Below are 16347 nucleotides of genomic sequence, written 5' to 3'. Positions count from 1 at the left end.
TTGCGCATTCGCCCTAACCCTAACCCTAACTCTATTAAAGGAAACTCAATGAAACAAGCACTTATCGTTATCGATATTCAAAATGATTATTTTCCTGCTGGCGCATTCACACTGGAAAATGCCGACGAAGCTTGCAGAGGTGCCGTAGAGGCCATTGAACAGGCTAAGCGCGATGGATGGCTGGTCGTTGGGGTGCAGCACGTCAGTGCTCCGGATGCACCCCTTTTCAGGCCCGATACCGAAGGCGTGAAAACCCACAGCGCTATCGTTGCCGCATTAGGTGATGCGCCAATGATTGTAAAAAGTGAAGCCGACAGTTTCTTCAAAACAAATTTGGAGCAGATTGTGCGCGACGCTGGCATCACCGACATTTATCTCACCGGCATGATGACGCAGCACTGCATCACCCACACCGCCCTGTCTCCGCAAGCGCGCGACATGAACGTCCACATCATCGCCAAAGGCTGTGCAGCTCCCGCCAAAGCCTTGAGTGACCTGGCCTTGCAAGGTCTGAGCGCTCGATGCGACGTTGTGTAGAGCGATCACTGCGTTTTAATGGGTTCGAGCGGACCCTGTCTTGGAACGGGTCGTTCGGCAAGCGCAAGGTAATGGCCGCCAGGCTAATCTCGATAACGTCAGGCTGGATGGCTTGCGGGTATGCCGGTATCGCATTCGGCGCAATGGAATTAACCGGGTCTTGCAGCGGGACTGGAACGACCGGCGTCACGTTGGTGACAGGCGTGATATGAACTTTCACGAACGTGAATGGCGCAGCTTTACGCGTGACGACCTCGCTGGCGACCCCACTGGCGAGACACGCGCGCCGCCATTTGTGCAACATGTGGTCGTTGGTCCCGTTGTCCAGAGCCAGACGGGCGACGGATACGCCGGGAGCGCAAGCGGCGATCGCCAGTTGCTTCTTGAAATCAATCGGGTAATTGCGACAGCCTTTGCGGCTGCCAGATTGGATGGTTGTGTTCAAAGCGGTCCCCACTACCAGTTGGTGGGCACCACTTTGGCGGGTCAATGGCGTGCTGTACAGACGTCGTTGGTGAGGCGCTCACAAATCATACACATGCTCGTACGGGCCAATTCGTAACCACCGGCGCGGATACGATGTTTTTCATCGAACTGGCGTAACGAGCGCCGGGTTTCTACTGAGGAAATTATATTCAAAGTAGTCTTCTGTTGGCGGTGTTGGTCGGACTGCGCCTCGCCAGCCGGTTACTGGTCAATGCCGGCGCTACTGCTTCAGGCCGGGAATTCGTTGAACTTGCGCATCATCTTGTCAAACACGGCGCGCGGCAGGAAGCGGCGCAACATGCTGACCTGGCTCGATTGCTTGCCGGCTGGATAGCGCAAGCTTGGCTTGGTAGCGGTCGCGGCCTTGACCACCGTGTCGGCGACAACCTGCGGGTCGTCGCCGGTCTCGACCCATTTACGCATCAGGCCTTCACTGCGTGAACGGTCTTGCGCATACGTGGGCAGGAGGCGGTCGGCCCGGGTAAGGTTCTCTTCGAAGGCGGTGCGCGTCACGCCGGGTTGCACCAGTACCACCCGGATGCCAAAACAACGTACTTCATGGTCCAGCGATTCCGTATAGCCTTCGATCGCGTGTTTGGTGGACGCGTAATAGGCGTTGAAAGGTGAAGGAATCAGGCCCAGGATCGAGCTCATGTTGATGATCCGGCCGCTTTTCTGTTCGCGCATGACGGGCAGCACTGCGTTGATGACACGGGCCACGCCGAAGACATTGACATCGAAAAGGCGTTGCGCCTGGCCGATCGACGATTCCTCGGCGCCACCGAGCAAACCGACGCCGGCGTTATTGACCACCAGATCGATGCGTCCCGCCTGCTTGACAACTTCATCGATTACATTCTTCACCGACGCCTCGTCCGTGACGTCGCATACCAACATCGCCACACCTGAAGGGCTGGCAACTTGCTTACGGCTGGTGCCGAACACCCGATAGCCGGCACGTTCCAACGACTTGGCAGTTACCAGGCCGATGCCCGATGATGCCCCTGTGACGAGCGCAATACCTTTATTTTTCTGGTTCATTTGATTTCCTTCATGACGCAGCGGTTGATTGTTGATAAAGAGAACGGCACTATCAAAACAGTACTGATTCACTACTAAAAAGATATGATCGATAAAAATAATTTTATGTTGTGCTGTCCGGTCGCTCGCGGCCTCGAATCGGTCGGCGACGCGTGGAGCATGCTGATACTGCGCGATGCGCACGCGGGATTAACGCGCTTCGAGCAATTTCGCAAGAGCTTGGGAATTGCTCCTACCATGTTGACCAAGCGTCTTGGCGCGTTAGTGGCGGCAAGTGTGCTGGCAAGGCGCGTGTACTCCGAAAGCCCGACGCGCGAGGAATACGTGTTGACAGAGGCAGGCCGCGACTTCCTGCCAGTGCTGATGATGTTGGGAGCATGGTCGCAGCGGAACTGTGGCGAGAATCTCGCGCGCTATATGGACGGCGAAACAGGCCTGGAGATTCAGCCAATTGGTGTGGATGCGGTCACGGGAGCAAAGCTAGGTAGCCGCCCCATTCGGATGAGCCAATCTTCCGAGTAAGATTTTATTGTGTGTCTGTGAGCGGAACAGCAAAATTCGTTTTGAGGCATTACGGCAAGTCGCCAAAGGCAATAGCAAATTTTCAAGCTTTGCGAAAACGTAGCGCGCAATTTTTCGTTTTTCCACTTCTCCCCGATTATGGGTTCCGGAACTCGCGGCGATGTGATCACCGAAGATTTCTGTGGCTTCGTGCTGGTCAATCCAGAGCTTTTTGCGCACGCTGGTGGTGAAGTCAGGATACAACGATGGCTGTATTCACCTGCTTCGAGAAGCCGCGCATTTGTCGCATGACGCGGTTGGATACCGCTACATCCCGAGTGGACTCTCCACACGCCGGGAATACGTCACCCGTCACTGCTGCAATGGCGGTGGTTTGACCTTTGTAGCTGTCGGGAGGGTCGCGGGTGTCGTGAATCAGTGCGACCGCACCGCAAAGGGGACACTTCAAGTTCAGAGCGCCTTGAAGGACACGATCAGGACGTCATCAAGGACTTTCAGCTTGAGGTACACGTCGCCTAGGCGGAACAGATCCTGCAATATCGTGTGGTCGGTATGGGTGTTCCTGCTCGTGTAGAAATCCGCTAGCGTGAGTGCCATCACCACATCCAGCATTTTGGAAAAAGCGAGACCCAGCTCATTTGTGCGGCGTGGGCGGTGCGCGCCTTGCCAGTGTTAACCAAAGATCGGGCTACAGTGAGCTTGCAATATCGGGTTGATCTCTCCGTGAGCGAAATTTTCCCTGCTTGGATAATTTGGCAAATTGGTTAATTTACTTCATTCGGCGCGCAGTTGTCTGTGCAGATAATAGTGTTTCCGGCGCAACGGAATGTAAAACCGGGTTAAAGGCCAGACCTGCCAGGTTGGGGACCTTGGTGCCGACGCGTGGGCGTCGCGATTTGCCAAAATCGGCCTCATCATGATGTAACTGACGCCACATCCCTGGCGTCAGTTTGAAGTCCATTCTCGCTGGGCAGAACGAATCGCGGCTTGCCGTCATGGCAACGTTTGAAAAGGTATTATCTATGATTGATTGAAAGGAGATACACCCTGACTGACGCAATTCTGCGCTCTATGTCCGTCAAGCTGGACTCGGAAACTCGCTCTCGCCTCGATCAGTTGGCGCAATCCTGCCGCAGGATCCTGCACCGGATGCTTCGCGAGGCTGTCGCGCAATACGTAGAGCGCGAGGAAAAGCGCGAAGTCTTCCGGCAAGATACCCCGAAGGCGTGGGAAGAGTACCGGACCACGGGGTTGCCTGTTACTGCTGGCGAGGCCGACGCCTGGCTGGCGCAGCTCGCAGATGGCGACGATATCGAACCTCCTGAATGTCATATCTGATGGGGTCGCAGGTCGCGTTGTGCGACATGCGCGCCTCCATCTTTTCCCGTCTGGAAAGTATTCTGACGTTCGCGAAACGTGCCGTCCAGGCCGTTCCCGAAGGTTGAGGATGCTGTGCTTCACCGGCTTAACGCGATGTTCCTTTCCACCGCACCTCAACCCGCTTCTTTACTTACATAAGAACTCCGCGTCTCGATATCCGACTGAATATACATAGGGTGAAAAATGAAGATTGAAATCGACGACCTGTCGCGATTGGAAATCCATTCGTTGCTTCAGGAGCATTTGGAAAGCATGCGGCAGCTTTCGCCTCTCGAGAGCGTCCACGCGCTCGATTTAGAAAAACTTCGAAAGCCGGACATTACCTTTTGGTCCGCGTGGGAGGGGCCTCTTCTACTCGGATGCGGTGCGCTGAAGGAGTTAGATATCAAACATGGGGAAATTAAGTCAATGCGCACTCAAGCAGCACGCCGTCGCCAGGGGGCTGGACGTGCCATTCTTGCTCACATCATACAAACGGCGAAACAACGATCCTACGAAATTTTGAGTTTGGAAACCGGCTCGGCTGTGGAATTTATGCCTGCGCACCGTCTGTATGAGAGTGTCGGCTTCGTACGCTGTGGTCCCTTCGGTGATTATGTCGAGGACCCGAACAGCATTTTCATGTCGCTACGATTTACTGGATAAAATGTTTGTTTCGCGGTCTTCAAACGCGTATGTCTTGTCGGGAAAATAGTATTTGTTATCGACCTGAATGAAGCGTTTTTTCATCGAGGCAGGAATCACTTTTGAACGATGTATTTGAGGTGTATGTGTCGTGGTCTAATTTGTACGGACACCTGTCGTATCAGCAACGCATTCGTGCCCTGGAACGCGAGAATCGGGAATTGCGCCCCGATGTGTCCATCTTAGAAAAAGCATCGGCCTTCGTTGCCCTGGAACTGAAATAAGCCACCAGCTTTTGACCCAGTTGCACAAGGAGGCCGTATCGACTGCCCGTAGTTTCCGAATGCAGGCCGTTAGCCGCTCCGGGTATTACGACGCACAGCCCGTGCTGCCAAACCGCTTTTCACGAAGGAAGCGGTCCACCTGAAGGCCGCGTTTGCCGCCAATCGTCAAAGCTACGGAAGCCGGCGGCTGATCAGCGCGATGACACTGCAGGGCATCCGGATGGGGCGCTACAAGACGCGCAGCCTGATGCGTCAGGCCGGCCTGAAACCGGTGGGGAAGCGCAAGTTCATTCACGCCACCGACAGCAAACATGATCTGGCGATTGCTCCCAACGTGCTCAACCGGCAATTCAATCCGGCTGCGCCAAACACTGCATGGACGAGCGATATCACCTACATCCGTACTGAGACCGGTTGGCTGTATCTGGCGACGGTACTGGACCTGTTCCCGCGCAAGCTGATTGGCTGGGCCACCGCACCGGCCATGCCTGCCGCACTGCTGTGCGACGCGTTGCGCATGGCTATCTCCAGTCGCCGTCCGCCGGCGGGATTGATCGTGCATTCGGACCGCGGCGGTCCCTACGCCAGCATCCAGTACCAGGCGCTGCTGAACCGACATGGCATGGTCTGCAGCATGAGTCGTAAGGGGAACTGCTGTGCGTCAGAGCACGGCTCTGACGCAGTGGCCGAACGCTTCTTTCTGAATCTCAAGATGGAATGGGTTTGGCGTACCCGCTATGCCAATCAGGAAGAGGCTCGCAAGGACGTCACGTCCTACATCGTCGACGTCTACAATTGCTCGCGTTTGCACTCAGCATTGGACAACCTGTCGCCCGCCGTCTTCAAGCGGAAATTGACAGAAAACTTCCATTGAGGTGTCCGAAATAACTTGACCACCGCACTTGTGTCGATAAATGCGCTTGTCGCGGTGCTATCGACTGCCGCTCGAGCCCGTGATTCAAACCGCTGCGCGTTACTTGCCCAGCAGCGCCAATGTCTGATTCCATTCCGAAACCCACGCAGCTAAACATGCCTGCGTGGCGAACGCCCTTTTCAGATGCGACATCGGTACCCGGTACACATCATTGAGACCCAGCGCCAGCGTCACCGGATTCCAGATGGCCTTGTTTTTTGATTTGGTGACGCTGCCTTTTACGCGTGCGCCTTCGTCGCCGAACATGCCACCGGCAGCGGCCAGTGCCTGTTCCATATCAATTTTTACCAGGCTGGCAAATGCCATCAACACTTGGTCTTTACTGATGCCAAGCTGTGATTCTTTGGGCTCGTCGACGTCGACGTCGACGCTAACCCGCTCGGCGTCGCGCTTGAGTTTGCCTGCCAGGCGTTCCAGATCCTTTTTCAAAAAACGCAGTGCATCCAGTGGTCGTCGAAATCCAGGGGGCTTGAGTTGGGTGACAATGCGGTACACATCCTTGGTCATCGTGATGAGTACATCCTCGCTGCCCGCGGCCAGTCGCTGCGTGTCGCCTTCGAAAAAAATCGGCGCCGGGTAACCTCCATTGGCATCACCGAACAGCTCGGGATACGCAGCGTCATAGTCCAGCCATACGTACGGAATCACGCCATTCTCTATCAGGCGTGCCAGTGTCCAGGGCGAACCGGTTTGCTGGGCAAGCCAGTGGCAGGCTTGCGCCGTGCTGGCCCGAAAAGGCAGAAGGGGAATCGTCATCGTTCTTGCTTTCTTTTGCCATGAACCAGGTGGAAGGCGGTCGCGATCATGCGCACGCATTGTAATGCGCAGAGCCTTTCAGGGATATCACGCAACCTGTTGCCCAGTCGTGCGTGGGTGTTTTTTTCAGAGGCAGACGCTATGCATTCCAGCCATCTCGACCAGCCATCGGACGTTTTGGTTTAGACTAGGCGGCGCAAAAAATACTGGAGAAGCAGCAATGAGCATTACCGTAGAACTCGTCAAAGAAGCCCTGTCCAAGGTCATCGATCCGAACACTCACAAGGATCTGGTCGCCGGCAGGTGCGTCAAGAATATCAAGCTCGATGGTAACGATGTCGCCTTCGATGTCGAACTCGGCTACCCCGCCAAAAGCCAGATCGATGGCATCCGCAAAGCCGCCATTGCCGGCGTGCGTCAGCTTTCAGGCATCGGCAACGTCAGCGCCAACGTGTACTCGAAAATCATCGCCCATACCGCCCAGCGCGGTGTCAAGCTGATGTCAAATGTAAAGAACATCATCGCCGTTGCCTCCGGCAAGGGCGGAGTCGGCAAATCGACCACTGCCGTCAATCTGGCGCTGGCCCTGGCGGCCGAAGGCGCGCAGGTTGGTATCCTCGATGCCGATATTTACGGACCGTCACAGCCGATGATGATGGGCATCACCGGTCGTCCGGAAACCGTCGACGGCAAGACCATGGAACCGATGGAAAACCACGGTCTGCAAGTTTCCAGCATCGGCTTCATGATCGATCCGGACGAGCCGATGGTCTGGCGCGGTCCGATCGTCACGCAGGCGCTGCAGCAATTGCTCGACCAGACCAACTGGCGCGACCTCGATTATCTGATCGTCGACATGCCACCCGGCACCGGCGACATCCAGTTGACGCTGTCCCAGAAAGTACCGGTCACCGGCGCCGTCATCGTCACCACGCCGCAGGACATCGCACTGCTGGATGCACGCAAGGGCCTCAAGATGTTCGAGAAAGTCGACATTCCCATCCTCGGCATCATTGAAAACATGAGCACCCATATCTGTTCGAACTGCGGTCACGCGGAAGCGATTTTCGGGCAGGGCGGCGGCGAAAAAATGTGCGGAGAATACGGTGTCGAATTTTTGGGCGCATTGCCATTGACGATGTCGATCCGCGAGCAAACCGACTCCGGCATGCCAACGGTGGTCGCCGACCCGGATGGTCCGGTGGCAGAAATCTATCGCAGCATCGCCCGCAAGATCGCCGTCAAGGTGGCCGAAAAAGCCAAGGACATGTCGAGCAAATTCCCTAGCATCGTGATCAAGAACGACTGATGGAAACCGAGGCCCTCAATATCGGCGTGGTGATGCAGCGATTGCGCATCGACAATCGCTGGCAATCCCATCAATGGCAACCTCTGGAAATTCTCAGTGGTGTGCCGGACGAGCGACGTTGCCTGCGTGGTGGCGATGACGATCAGCGCTGGTTGTTCGGCGGCTTCGACGTGCGCCTGTACAGTGACGAGGCCGAAGGCTACTTCCTCAACATCAGTTCGCCGGCGCCGTGCTGGTTTGTGATGTGGCGCATGGAAGAAGTCGACGGGGTCGAAATCGCGGTACCCAAAACCGTCACGCTGTCGTATCACGAAGGCGCCCGCCTGATGGATGGCGGCGAAAAGGTCGATACGATTGCGGCGTCGGCAGACATCATCGAGCGCCTGACAGCCTTCGTGAAAACCTATTACGTGCCCGAACAAAAGCGCAAGCGTCGCAAGCCATCGTTCGAGGGCGGCGCCGCGGTTGCGCAGATGGCACTGGATGAAGGGAAACCGCGTGGCAGCTGAAGATTTTTTTGCGCGCTGGGCGAGGAAGCCTGCGCCGGTTGAATCAATTGCACCGCTTCGACCTGTCGAGTCAGTCACGCCCGCCGAGCCGGTGGCACCGCCGACGCTGGAAGACGCGGCAGCGCTGACGATGTCATCGGACTTTACGCCCTTCGTGGCGCGCGGTATCGATGAAGCGGTCAAGCGGCTGGCGTTAAAAAAACTGTTCGCCGATCCGCATTTCAACATCATGGACGGGCTCGATACCTACATCGAGGACTACAACACGTTCGTGCCAATGACGGCCGAGATGGTCGCCGAGCTCAACCATGCAAAGCTGCTGATGAACCCGTTGGCGCACCTTGAAAAACCGTTCATGCAGATGCTGGAGACGCCGCCAACTGCGGTGGTCGTCGAGGAGGTCGCTGATGCGTCGGTGGATGAATCGGAGTCGATCGAGGATGAGGATACCGTTGCCGAAGCGGAGGTGATGGTTGCCCCGGCTGAGGATGCGCCTGGCGTTGCAGCTGATCTGGATGATGACCGGGCGCTGCTTCCAGCTGATCGGGAAACGCCTGTTCTTTCGGAACCTTCGATGGTATTGCCGACTGGAATAGCGGTCGATCGTTCGTAGCGTAAGCGGTCACACTAACTTGCGTGTTGCGGGGCGCGCTGCATACTGGCGGCGCATCGCGCCGCCAGGTTCGCCAGATAGTCGGTCTCCAAACCGATGCGCTCCATGCCCTCAAGCCATTAGTGCTCTCAAATCCCAACGCCCGCATCAGCGACGCACGTTGAAAAGCTCACGCCGACCTGGTCTGCACGATGTCAATTTAAATTGTCATTAAAGCAAAATAAGTCATATCGGAAAAATAACGGTTTTGTTGTGCCTATATACCGTTTGCAGATGGTTGCATTGCACAATGGAAATTGTCAGTGCGCGCCAAGATTTTTTCCCACTGCAAGGCTACAATGGCGAACATTTTCCAAATGATCTCCTCTACACGCACAAGATTGCGTTATTAATTTGTCTACTCAATTCAAAGTTTGCAATTGCAACCGGTCGATGCCGATCGATGATGCCGCCGGTGTGCAGCTTGGTATGGCGCTAAATACCGGCACGGCACTTCCGATAGTTACCGAACTTTGTCGCCATCAGGTTGGGGCCTTTCTCGAGGTTGCGGATGGCGTCGATGACGTCGTGGTCGCCTGCACGCAGGAGCGCGCCCTGTTCTCGGAGCTGGCGCAGCAAAAGAATTCGGTCGCCCCCATCCGCTTCGTCAACATTCGCGAAACCGGTGGCTGGAGCAAGGATGCAGCCAAAGCGTTGCCGAAGATGGCGGCGTTGCTCGCTGCCGCGGCGCTGCCCGATCCGGAGCCGGTGCCGGTCGTCACTTATCAATCCGGCGGCCACCTGCTGATCACCGGTCCGGCCAACCGTGTGCTGCCGTGGGCCGAACGCCTTGGCGCGCAGCTCGACATCAGCGTGCTGCTGACCGATGGCGGTAGCGGGATGCTGCAGGAGCGCACTTTCCCGACATTTTCCGGTAACCAGATTCAGATTGATGGCTGGCTCGGTGCATTCAAGGTGCGCTGGCAGCAGGCCAATCCGATCGACCTCGAAATCTGCACCCGCTGCAATGCCTGCGTCGATGCATGCCCCGAGCAGGCGATCGATCTGATGTACCAGATCGACCTGAACAAATGTACCTCCCACAGTGATTGCGTCAAAGCTTGCGGCCCGATCGGTGCAATCGATTTCAATCGCAGCGCAACCCAGCGCAGCGGCGACTTCGATCTGGTGCTGGACCTGTGCGATACGCCAGTCCTGACCATGCATCAGCCGCCGCAAGGCTACTTCGCAGCCGGCGACGATGCGCAACGCCAGACCGATGCCGCCCTGAAGCTGGCCGCGATGGTGGGCGAGTTCGAGAAGCCCAAGTTTTTCCTTTACAAAGACAAGCTGTGCGCGCACGGCCGTAACGGCCAGATCGGTTGCACATCCTGTATCGATGTCTGCTCGGCAGAAGCGATCAGCCACGATGGCAATCTGGTCAAGGTGACGCCGAACCTGTGTGTCGGTTGCGGCGCCTGCACCACGGTGTGCCCGTCCGGTGCGCTGACTTATGCGTATCCGCGTGCGCCCGACACCGGCAAGCGCATCAAGACCATGCTCACCACCTTCGCAAAAGCTGGTGGCGAGCAGCCGGCGCTGCTGCTGCACAGTGCCGACAAAGGTGCTGCACTGATCACCCAGCTCGGTCGTCTGGCCAAGGCCGGCGGCAAGTTGCAGGGCGTGCCAGCACGCGTGTTACCGCTAGCGTTGCATCACACCGCATCGACCGGCATCGACCTGTGGCTGGCAGCGGTGGCGTATGGCGCTAGTCACGTGACGATCCTGCTCAGCGGGGAAGAGGCGCCCGATTACGTGACGGCGCTGGAACAGCAAATCGCGATCGGCCAGACCATTTTGTCTGGACTCGGCTATCAGGGCAGCCATTTGTCGCTGATCCGGGCCGCCTCGCCTGCCGCGCTCGACAGCGCGATGCAGCAGTTGGCTGTGGCAGCGGTACCGAGCCAGCGCGCGCTGTTTGCCGTGGCCGCCGAAAAGCGCGGAACGCTCGATCTGGTGATCGGTCATCTGCTGAAATTTGCGCCTGAAAAACCGGAGCAAATTGCGCTGCCGGCGGGCTCGCTGTACGGCACCGTGAATATCAACACGTCCGCCTGTACGCTGTGCATGTCCTGTGTCGGTGCCTGTCCCGAATCGGCGCTGATGGACAACGCCGAGACGCCGCAATTGCGCTTCGTCGAAAAGAATTGCGTGCAATGCGGTCTGTGTGAAACGACCTGTCCGGAAAACGCCATCACGCTCACGCCACGCCTGCTGCTGACCGATGTGGCGAAGCAATCGCGCGTGCTCAATGAAGCTGCGCCATTCCATTGCATCCGCTGCAGCAAGCCGTTCGGTACCGCGCAGATGATCGAAACCATGCTGGGCAAGTTGTCGCTGCACGGCGCGTTTGCCGGCAACCTCGATCGCATCAAGATGTGTTCCGACTGCCGCGTGGTGGACATGATGAGCAATACCAAAGAAACCTCGATCACCGATCTGAAGCGGGGTGCCTGATGACAACCACGACCCATCCGCTGACATTCGAACGCCAGGATCAGGGCGAAGAAACGGCCCGTGCCGACCTGTACGGCTTGCTCGCCACGCTGTTCAATGCGCCGCCATCGCAGGCGCTGATCGACACCATCGCGTCGGCGCAGTCCGAAGGTGACGGCGTGCTGGAAAAGGCCTGGGCCGATCTGGTTGCGGTCTGCAAGAGCGCTGATGCGTACATCGTGCGTGATGAGTACGAGCTGCTGTTTCTGGGTGTCGGCAAGCCGGAAGTCATGCTCTACGGCTCGTATTACCTGTCCGGTTTTCTGATGGAAAAGCCGCTGGCGGCACTGCGTACCGACCTGTCGATGCTCGGGCTGGAGCGTGTCGGCACCGTCGTCGAGAGCGAGGATCACATCGCTTCGCTGTGCGAGGTGATGCGCTATCTGATTGCGTCCGATGATGTGATGCATGCCAACCTGGCGACCCAGAAGACGTTTTTCAGTGACCACATGCAGGCGTGGGTCGAGGACATGTGTACCGCGCTGGAGCAGCATCCATCGACTGTGTTCTATCAGCCGGTGACCCAATTGGCGCGGGCGTTTTTTACGGTTGAAATGCAGGCGTTTGACATGAGCTGAACTGTGCCGTCACGTTGATAATTTATTCATTAGTAAATCCGTACGTAGTAATACGAATATTGTCATCCATAAACAATCAGTAAATAATCATCAAAAAACAGTGGCAGGATTGACGATATCGTTCGTCACTCTTTGCCCGATATCCGCGGGAGACGAAAATGTCAGAGCAAAACAAAATCGCACGGCGCAGCTTTTTCGCCGGACTTGGGCTGGTGGCCGCGGCTGGTGTCGCTGTCAAACTGGCGCCGCAAGTGGTCGCCGAAGTCACGGCCACGCCGGCTGAACCCGAAGGCACTGGTTACCGCCTGACGGAACACGTCAAAAAATACTACCGCACCACCACTCTTTAATCATTGAGGGATCCTCCATGCTGCTAACACGCAAGGGCCTTGATGGCCAACGCTCCTCCACACGCTTTTCTGCCGGTCTCGCCGACAGCCTGGCGCGTGCCTTGCCGACAATGGATCGTCGCTCCTTCCTGAAACGCTCCGGTATCGGTGTCGGTGCAGGTATCGCCGCTGCCCAGCTCGGGCTGATCCAGCGCGCACGCGCAGCCGATGGCAGTACTGCCAAGGGCGGCGCCAAGATCGAAGTAAAACGTACCGTCTGCACCCACTGCTCGGTTGGCTGCGCCGTCGATGCCGTCGTCGAAAACGGTGTCTGGGTACGCCAGGAAGCGGTCTTCGATTCGCCAATCAACCTCGGTGCCCATTGCGCCAAAGGTGCTGCGCTGCGCGAACACGGCCACGGCGAATACCGTCTCAAATACCCGATGAAGCTCGTCGCCGGCAAGTACCAGCGCATCAGCTGGGATGTCGCACTGACCGAAATTTCGGCACAGCTGCTCGATATCAAGAAGGCCACCGGACCTGACTCCGTGTTCTTCGTCGGCTCGTCCAAGCACAACAACGAACAAGCCCAGTTGCTGCGCAAGTTCGTCTCGTTCTTCGGCACCAACAACACCGACCATCAGGCGCGTATCTGCCACTCGACCACGGTCGCCGGCGTTGCGAACACCTGGGGCTACGGTGCGATGACCAACAGCTTCAACGACATGCAGAATTCGAAGGCCATCATGTACATCGGCTCGAATGCTGCCGAAGCACATCCGGTGTCGATGCTGCACATGCTGCATGCAAAAGAAAACGGCGCCAAGATCATCGTCATTGATCCGCGTTACACCCGTACCGCCGCCAAATCGGACCAATATATCCGCCTGCGTTCCGGCTCGGATATTGCGTTCCTGTACGGCATGCTGTTCCATATTTTCAAGAACAAGTGGGAAGACACCAAGTACATCAATGACCGCGTCTATGGCATGGACAAAGTCCGTGCCGAGGTCATGACCTGGACCCCGGAAAAAGTCGAGGAAGCCTGCGGCGTACCGGAAGCCGAAGTCTACAAATGCGCCGAGACGATGGCCAAGAACAAGCCATCGACGCTGGTCTGGTGCATGGGTCAGACTCAGCACACGATCGGTAACGCCATCGTGCGTGCATCGTGCATCCTGCAACTGGCGCTGGGCAACATCGGTGTTGCGGGCGGCGGCACGAATATTTTCCGCGGCCATGACAACGTGCAGGGCGCCACCGACGTCGGTCCGAATCCGGATTCGCTGCCGGGTTACTACGGCCTGGCAACCGGCGCATGGAAGCACTGGGCGGCTGTCTGGGGCGTGGACTACGAGTGGATCAAAAAGCAGTATGCGTCGCAAGCGATGATGGAGAAATCCGGCACTACCGTGTCGCGCTGGATCGATGCCGTGCTCGAAAAGAACGAGCTGATCGACCAGGACAATAACGTCCGTGCGATGGTGTTCTGGGGCCATGCGCCAAACTCGCAGACACGCGGTCTGGAAATGAAAAAAGCTTTCGACAAGCTTGATCTGCTGGTAGTGATCGATCCGTATCCGTCGGCGTCTGCTGCAATGGCCAACATGAAGGTCGATGGCCAGGAACTCAATCCGAAGCGTGCCGTGTACTTGCTGCCGGCAGCCACGCAGTTCGAGACCTCGGGTTCGGTCACCGCATCGAACCGCTCGCTGCAATGGCGCGAGAAAGTCATCGAGCCGTTGTTCGAGTCGCGTACCGACCACATGATCATGTATCAGTTCGCCGAGAAACTGGGCTTCGCCAAAGAGTTGGTCGCACGCCTGAAAATGGTGCCGGGCAAAGGCGGCATGATGGAACCGGAACCGGAATCGATGCTGGAAGAAATCAACCGCGGCAACTGGACTATCGGCTACACCGGCCAGTCACCGATGCGCCTGAAAGCGCACATGAAGAACATGCATTTGTTCGACGTGAAAACCTTGCGCTGCAAGGGCGGCAAGGATGCCACTTCAGGCTACGACATGACCGGCGACTATTTCGGTCTGCCATGGCCGTGCTACGGCACACCGGAAATGAAGCATCCCGGTACGCCGAACCTGTACGACACCAGCAAGCACGTGATGGAAGGCGGCGGTAACTTCCGCGCCAACTTCGGTGTCGAGCGCGAAGGCATTAATCTGCTGGCCGAAGACGGCTCCCATTCACTGGGCGCCGAGATCACCACCGGCTATCCGGAGTTCGATCACCTGCTGCTGAAAAAGCTCGGCTGGTGGGATGACCTGACCGAGGCAGAAAAGAAAGCCGCCGAAGGCAAGAACTGGAAAACCGACCTGTCCGGTGGTATCCAGCGCGTCGTCATGAAAGTCCATGGCTGCTATCCGTTCGGTAACGCCAAGGCCCGCGCCGTGGTCTGGAACTTCCCGGACCCGGTACCGCTGCACCGCGAGCCGCTGTTTGGTACCCGTCCGGATCTGGTTGCCAAGTATCCGACGCATGATGACAAGAAGGCGTTCTGGCGCATGCCGACGTTGTACAAGTCGATCCAGCAAAAGAACGTCGAAGCCAAGCTGTCCGAGAAATTCCCGATCATCCTGACCTCCGGCCGTCTGGTCGAATACGAAGGTGGTGGCGAAGAGACCCGTTCGAATCCGTGGCTGGCTGAACTGCAGCAGGAGAACTTTGTCGAGATCAACCCGAAGGCAGCCAGCGATCGCGGTATCCGCGATGGCGAGTATGTGATCGTCTCGACCCCGACGGGTGCGCGCATCAAGGTCAAGGCCATGGTCACGCCGCGGGTGGGTGCGGATACGGCGTTCATTCCGTTCCACTTCTCTGGCTGGTGGCAGGGCAAGGACATGCTGGAGTACTACCCTGAGGGTGCGGCACCGATGGTGCGTGGCGAAGCGGTCAATACAGCGACCACTTACGGCTACGACTCGGTAACGATGATGCAGGAAACCAAAACAACCATCTGCCAGGTCGAGCGCATCGCTTAAGCGACGCTGACCACACCAGGACTCAGGAGACATACCATGGCAAGAATGAAATTTATCTGCGACTCAGAGCGCTGCATCGAATGCAACGGCTGCGTCACCGCCTGCAAGAATGAGCATGAAGTACCGTGGGGCGTGAATCGCCGCCGCGTCGTCACCGTCAATGACGGTATCGTCGGCCAGGAAAAATCGATCTCGGTGGCCTGCATGCACTGCTCGGATGCACCGTGCATGGCAGTCTGCCCGGTCGACTGCTTTTATCGCACTGACGAAGGCGTGGTCCTGCATGACAAGGACATCTGTATCGGTTGCGGTTATTGCTCGTATGCCTGCCCGTTTGGCGCACCGCAATTCCCATCGAATGGCGCGTTCGGTTTGCGCGGCAAGATGGACAAGTGCACCTTCTGTGCAGGTGGCCCGGAAGAAGATGGCTCGAAAGCCGAATTCGAAAAATACGGTCGTAATCGTCTTTCGGAAGGCAAGCTGCCAGCCTGCGCCGAAATGTGTTCGACCAAGGCGCTGCTGGGCGGTGACGGTGACGTGGTGGCGGACATTTTCCGCAGCCGGGTTCTGCGTCGCGGCAAGGGTAGCGAAGTCTGGGGTTGGGGCACGGCGTATGGCAAGTCGCCAAATCCGCAAGCCAAAGCACCTGCGGGGAAATCATGATGCGCGCGCATGGCGGGCTAATTGCGGTCGCCGTGGCGTTGGTGGCGCTGGCCGGATGTGGCGAAAAAAGCCAGGTCATGTCCAGTTCCAGCAGCAAGCCCGACAGCAAACCGTGGGAAGGCGAAGCGACCAGGTACAACGCCAAGGGCTACGAAAAAGGCGACAAGACCAAGTGGGAGTTGCAGATGCGCGCCCGCGGCCAGCTACAAAACGACTACAACCGATCCAATTGATCGCGCAGCGACGGG

The 16347-nt window shown here is 57.3% G+C and carries 18 protein-coding genes and 1 pseudogene; 15 read left to right on the top strand and 4 right to left on the bottom strand.

Going from position 1 to position 16347, the window contains the following annotated elements:
* Window positions 1-48 precede the first annotated feature (48 nt).
* A complete protein-coding gene (locus tag ABD720_RS06890; RefSeq protein ID WP_344762530.1) occupies window positions 49-537 on the top strand; it encodes a cysteine hydrolase family protein in 489 nt (162 codons plus the stop codon).
* Window positions 538-1251: 714 nt separating this feature from the next.
* Here ABD720_RS06890 and ABD720_RS06885 read toward each other — a convergent pair.
* Entirely contained in the window at window positions 1252-2247 is a 996-nt protein-coding gene (locus ABD720_RS06885; protein WP_344762529.1) for an oxidoreductase, read from the bottom strand.
* Between ABD720_RS06885 and ABD720_RS06880 the strand changes: the two genes are divergently transcribed.
* Window positions 2224-2586: a winged helix-turn-helix transcriptional regulator gene (locus tag ABD720_RS06880; protein WP_344762528.1), complete on the top strand. Its 363-nt coding sequence runs from the start codon at window positions 2224-2226 to the stop codon at window positions 2584-2586. The two genes, ABD720_RS06885 and ABD720_RS06880, sit on opposite strands and share 24 nt — an antisense overlap.
* 232 nt (window positions 2587-2818) lie before the next feature.
* Here ABD720_RS06880 and ABD720_RS19290 read toward each other — a convergent pair whose 3' ends face one another.
* The gene (locus ABD720_RS19290; RefSeq protein WP_425547928.1) at window positions 2819-3034 is read right to left on the bottom strand and encodes a type II toxin-antitoxin system MqsA family antitoxin; all 216 of its coding nucleotides are present in this window, start codon (window positions 3032-3034) and stop codon (window positions 2819-2821) included.
* 2 nt (window positions 3035-3036) lie between these two features.
* Complete coding sequence (locus ABD720_RS06875; protein WP_344762527.1) at window positions 3037-3183, bottom strand: type II toxin-antitoxin system MqsR family toxin; 147 nt, start codon at window positions 3181-3183, stop codon at window positions 3037-3039.
* Window positions 3184-3657: 474 nt separating this feature from the next.
* Here ABD720_RS06875 and ABD720_RS06870 point away from each other — a divergent pair, with 474 nt between their 5' ends.
* From ABD720_RS06870 to ABD720_RS06855, 4 genes and pseudogenes are all read left to right on the top strand, one after another.
* Window positions 3658-3924 carry a CopG family ribbon-helix-helix protein gene (locus ABD720_RS06870; RefSeq protein WP_344762526.1) on the top strand — a complete coding sequence of 89 codons (267 nt, stop codon included), beginning with the start codon at window positions 3658-3660 and terminating at the stop codon, window positions 3922-3924.
* Window positions 3925-4149: 225 nt separating this feature from the next.
* The gene (locus tag ABD720_RS06865; protein ID WP_344762525.1) at window positions 4150-4611 is read left to right on the top strand and encodes a GNAT family N-acetyltransferase; all 462 of its coding nucleotides are present in this window, start codon (window positions 4150-4152) and stop codon (window positions 4609-4611) included.
* A gap of 101 nt (window positions 4612-4712) precedes the next feature.
* The gene (locus ABD720_RS06860; protein ID WP_344762524.1) at window positions 4713-4874 is read left to right on the top strand and encodes a hypothetical protein; all 162 of its coding nucleotides are present in this window, start codon (window positions 4713-4715) and stop codon (window positions 4872-4874) included.
* A 133-nt stretch (window positions 4875-5007) separates the two neighbouring features.
* Window positions 5008-5748, top strand: a pseudogene (locus ABD720_RS06855) (IS3 family transposase); the annotation flags it as partial.
* A 99-nt stretch (window positions 5749-5847) separates the two neighbouring features.
* On the opposite strand, the gene ABD720_RS06850 reads toward ABD720_RS06855, so the two are convergent.
* On the bottom strand, window positions 5848-6564 hold the full coding sequence (locus tag ABD720_RS06850) for a hypothetical protein (protein ID WP_344762523.1): 717 nt from the start codon (window positions 6562-6564) through the stop codon (window positions 5848-5850).
* A gap of 220 nt (window positions 6565-6784) precedes the next feature.
* On the opposite strand from ABD720_RS06850, the gene apbC reads away from it, so the two are divergent.
* From apbC to ABD720_RS06805, 9 genes are all read left to right on the top strand, one after another.
* Window positions 6785-7873 carry an iron-sulfur cluster carrier protein ApbC gene (apbC, locus tag ABD720_RS06845; RefSeq protein WP_344762522.1) on the top strand — a complete coding sequence of 363 codons (1089 nt, stop codon included), beginning with the start codon at window positions 6785-6787 and terminating at the stop codon, window positions 7871-7873.
* On the top strand, window positions 7873-8382 hold the full coding sequence (locus tag ABD720_RS06840; protein ID WP_344762521.1) for a DUF3305 domain-containing protein: 510 nt from the start codon (window positions 7873-7875) through the stop codon (window positions 8380-8382). The genes apbC and ABD720_RS06840 overlap by 1 nt, the downstream gene beginning before the upstream one ends.
* On the top strand, window positions 8357-8995 hold the full coding sequence (locus tag ABD720_RS06835) for a DUF3306 domain-containing protein (RefSeq protein WP_344762520.1): 639 nt from the start codon (window positions 8357-8359) through the stop codon (window positions 8993-8995). Before ABD720_RS06840 ends, ABD720_RS06835 begins: the two co-directional genes overlap by 26 nt.
* A gap of 432 nt (window positions 8996-9427) precedes the next feature.
* Window positions 9428-11491: a 4Fe-4S binding protein gene (locus ABD720_RS06830; protein ID WP_344762519.1), complete on the top strand. Its 2064-nt coding sequence runs from the start codon at window positions 9428-9430 to the stop codon at window positions 11489-11491.
* Window positions 11491-12108: a TorD/DmsD family molecular chaperone gene (locus ABD720_RS06825; protein WP_344762518.1), complete on the top strand. Its 618-nt coding sequence runs from the start codon at window positions 11491-11493 to the stop codon at window positions 12106-12108. Before ABD720_RS06830 ends, ABD720_RS06825 begins: the two co-directional genes overlap by 1 nt.
* Before the next feature lie 158 nt (window positions 12109-12266).
* The gene (locus ABD720_RS06820; protein ID WP_344762517.1) at window positions 12267-12458 is read left to right on the top strand and encodes a hypothetical protein; all 192 of its coding nucleotides are present in this window, start codon (window positions 12267-12269) and stop codon (window positions 12456-12458) included.
* Between the two features lie 17 nt (window positions 12459-12475).
* Window positions 12476-15436 carry a formate dehydrogenase subunit alpha gene (locus ABD720_RS06815; protein WP_344762516.1) on the top strand — a complete coding sequence of 987 codons (2961 nt, stop codon included), beginning with the start codon at window positions 12476-12478 and terminating at the stop codon, window positions 15434-15436.
* Window positions 15437-15472: 36 nt separating this feature from the next.
* The gene (fdh3B, locus tag ABD720_RS06810) at window positions 15473-16099 is read left to right on the top strand and encodes a formate dehydrogenase FDH3 subunit beta (RefSeq protein WP_344762515.1); all 627 of its coding nucleotides are present in this window, start codon (window positions 15473-15475) and stop codon (window positions 16097-16099) included.
* Window positions 16096-16332: a hypothetical protein gene (locus tag ABD720_RS06805; protein WP_344762514.1), complete on the top strand. Its 237-nt coding sequence runs from the start codon at window positions 16096-16098 to the stop codon at window positions 16330-16332. The genes fdh3B and ABD720_RS06805 overlap by 4 nt, the downstream gene beginning before the upstream one ends.
* Window positions 16333-16347 lie beyond the last annotated feature (15 nt).

The organism is Actimicrobium antarcticum (genome assembly GCF_039536745.1).
Classification (GTDB): Bacteria; Pseudomonadota; Gammaproteobacteria; order Burkholderiales; family Burkholderiaceae_D; genus Actimicrobium; species Actimicrobium antarcticum.
Note: the sequence above shows the minus strand (reverse complement) of the source record. Positions and strands in the feature narration are given on the sequence as shown.

What these genes read in the sequence shown, in the direction of transcription:
- ABD720_RS06890 (WP_344762530.1), top strand. Translation starts at nt 49, where the DNA reads ATGAAACAAGCACTTATCGTTATCGATATTCAAAATGATTATTTTCCT.
- ABD720_RS06880 (WP_344762528.1), top strand. Translation starts at nt 2,224, where the DNA reads ATGCTGATACTGCGCGATGCGCACGCGGGATTAACGCGCTTCGAGCAA.
- ABD720_RS06875 (WP_344762527.1), bottom strand. Translation starts at nt 3,183, where the DNA reads ATGGCACTCACGCTAGCGGATTTCTACACGAGCAGGAACACCCATACC.
- ABD720_RS06870 (WP_344762526.1), top strand. Translation starts at nt 3,658, where the DNA reads ATGTCCGTCAAGCTGGACTCGGAAACTCGCTCTCGCCTCGATCAGTTG.
- ABD720_RS06865 (WP_344762525.1), top strand. Translation starts at nt 4,150, where the DNA reads ATGAAGATTGAAATCGACGACCTGTCGCGATTGGAAATCCATTCGTTG.
- ABD720_RS06850 (WP_344762523.1), bottom strand. Translation starts at nt 6,564, where the DNA reads ATGACGATTCCCCTTCTGCCTTTTCGGGCCAGCACGGCGCAAGCCTGC.
- apbC (WP_344762522.1), top strand. Translation starts at nt 6,785, where the DNA reads ATGAGCATTACCGTAGAACTCGTCAAAGAAGCCCTGTCCAAGGTCATC.
- ABD720_RS06840 (WP_344762521.1), top strand. Translation starts at nt 7,873, where the DNA reads ATGGAAACCGAGGCCCTCAATATCGGCGTGGTGATGCAGCGATTGCGC.
- ABD720_RS06835 (WP_344762520.1), top strand. Translation starts at nt 8,357, where the DNA reads ATGAAGGGAAACCGCGTGGCAGCTGAAGATTTTTTTGCGCGCTGGGCG.
- ABD720_RS06830 (WP_344762519.1), top strand. Translation starts at nt 9,428, where the DNA reads ATGCCGATCGATGATGCCGCCGGTGTGCAGCTTGGTATGGCGCTAAAT.
- ABD720_RS06825 (WP_344762518.1), top strand. Translation starts at nt 11,491, where the DNA reads ATGACAACCACGACCCATCCGCTGACATTCGAACGCCAGGATCAGGGC.
- ABD720_RS06820 (WP_344762517.1), top strand. Translation starts at nt 12,267, where the DNA reads ATGTCAGAGCAAAACAAAATCGCACGGCGCAGCTTTTTCGCCGGACTT.
- ABD720_RS06815 (WP_344762516.1), top strand. Translation starts at nt 12,476, where the DNA reads ATGCTGCTAACACGCAAGGGCCTTGATGGCCAACGCTCCTCCACACGC.
- fdh3B (WP_344762515.1), top strand. Translation starts at nt 15,473, where the DNA reads ATGGCAAGAATGAAATTTATCTGCGACTCAGAGCGCTGCATCGAATGC.
- ABD720_RS06805 (WP_344762514.1), top strand. Translation starts at nt 16,096, where the DNA reads ATGATGCGCGCGCATGGCGGGCTAATTGCGGTCGCCGTGGCGTTGGTG.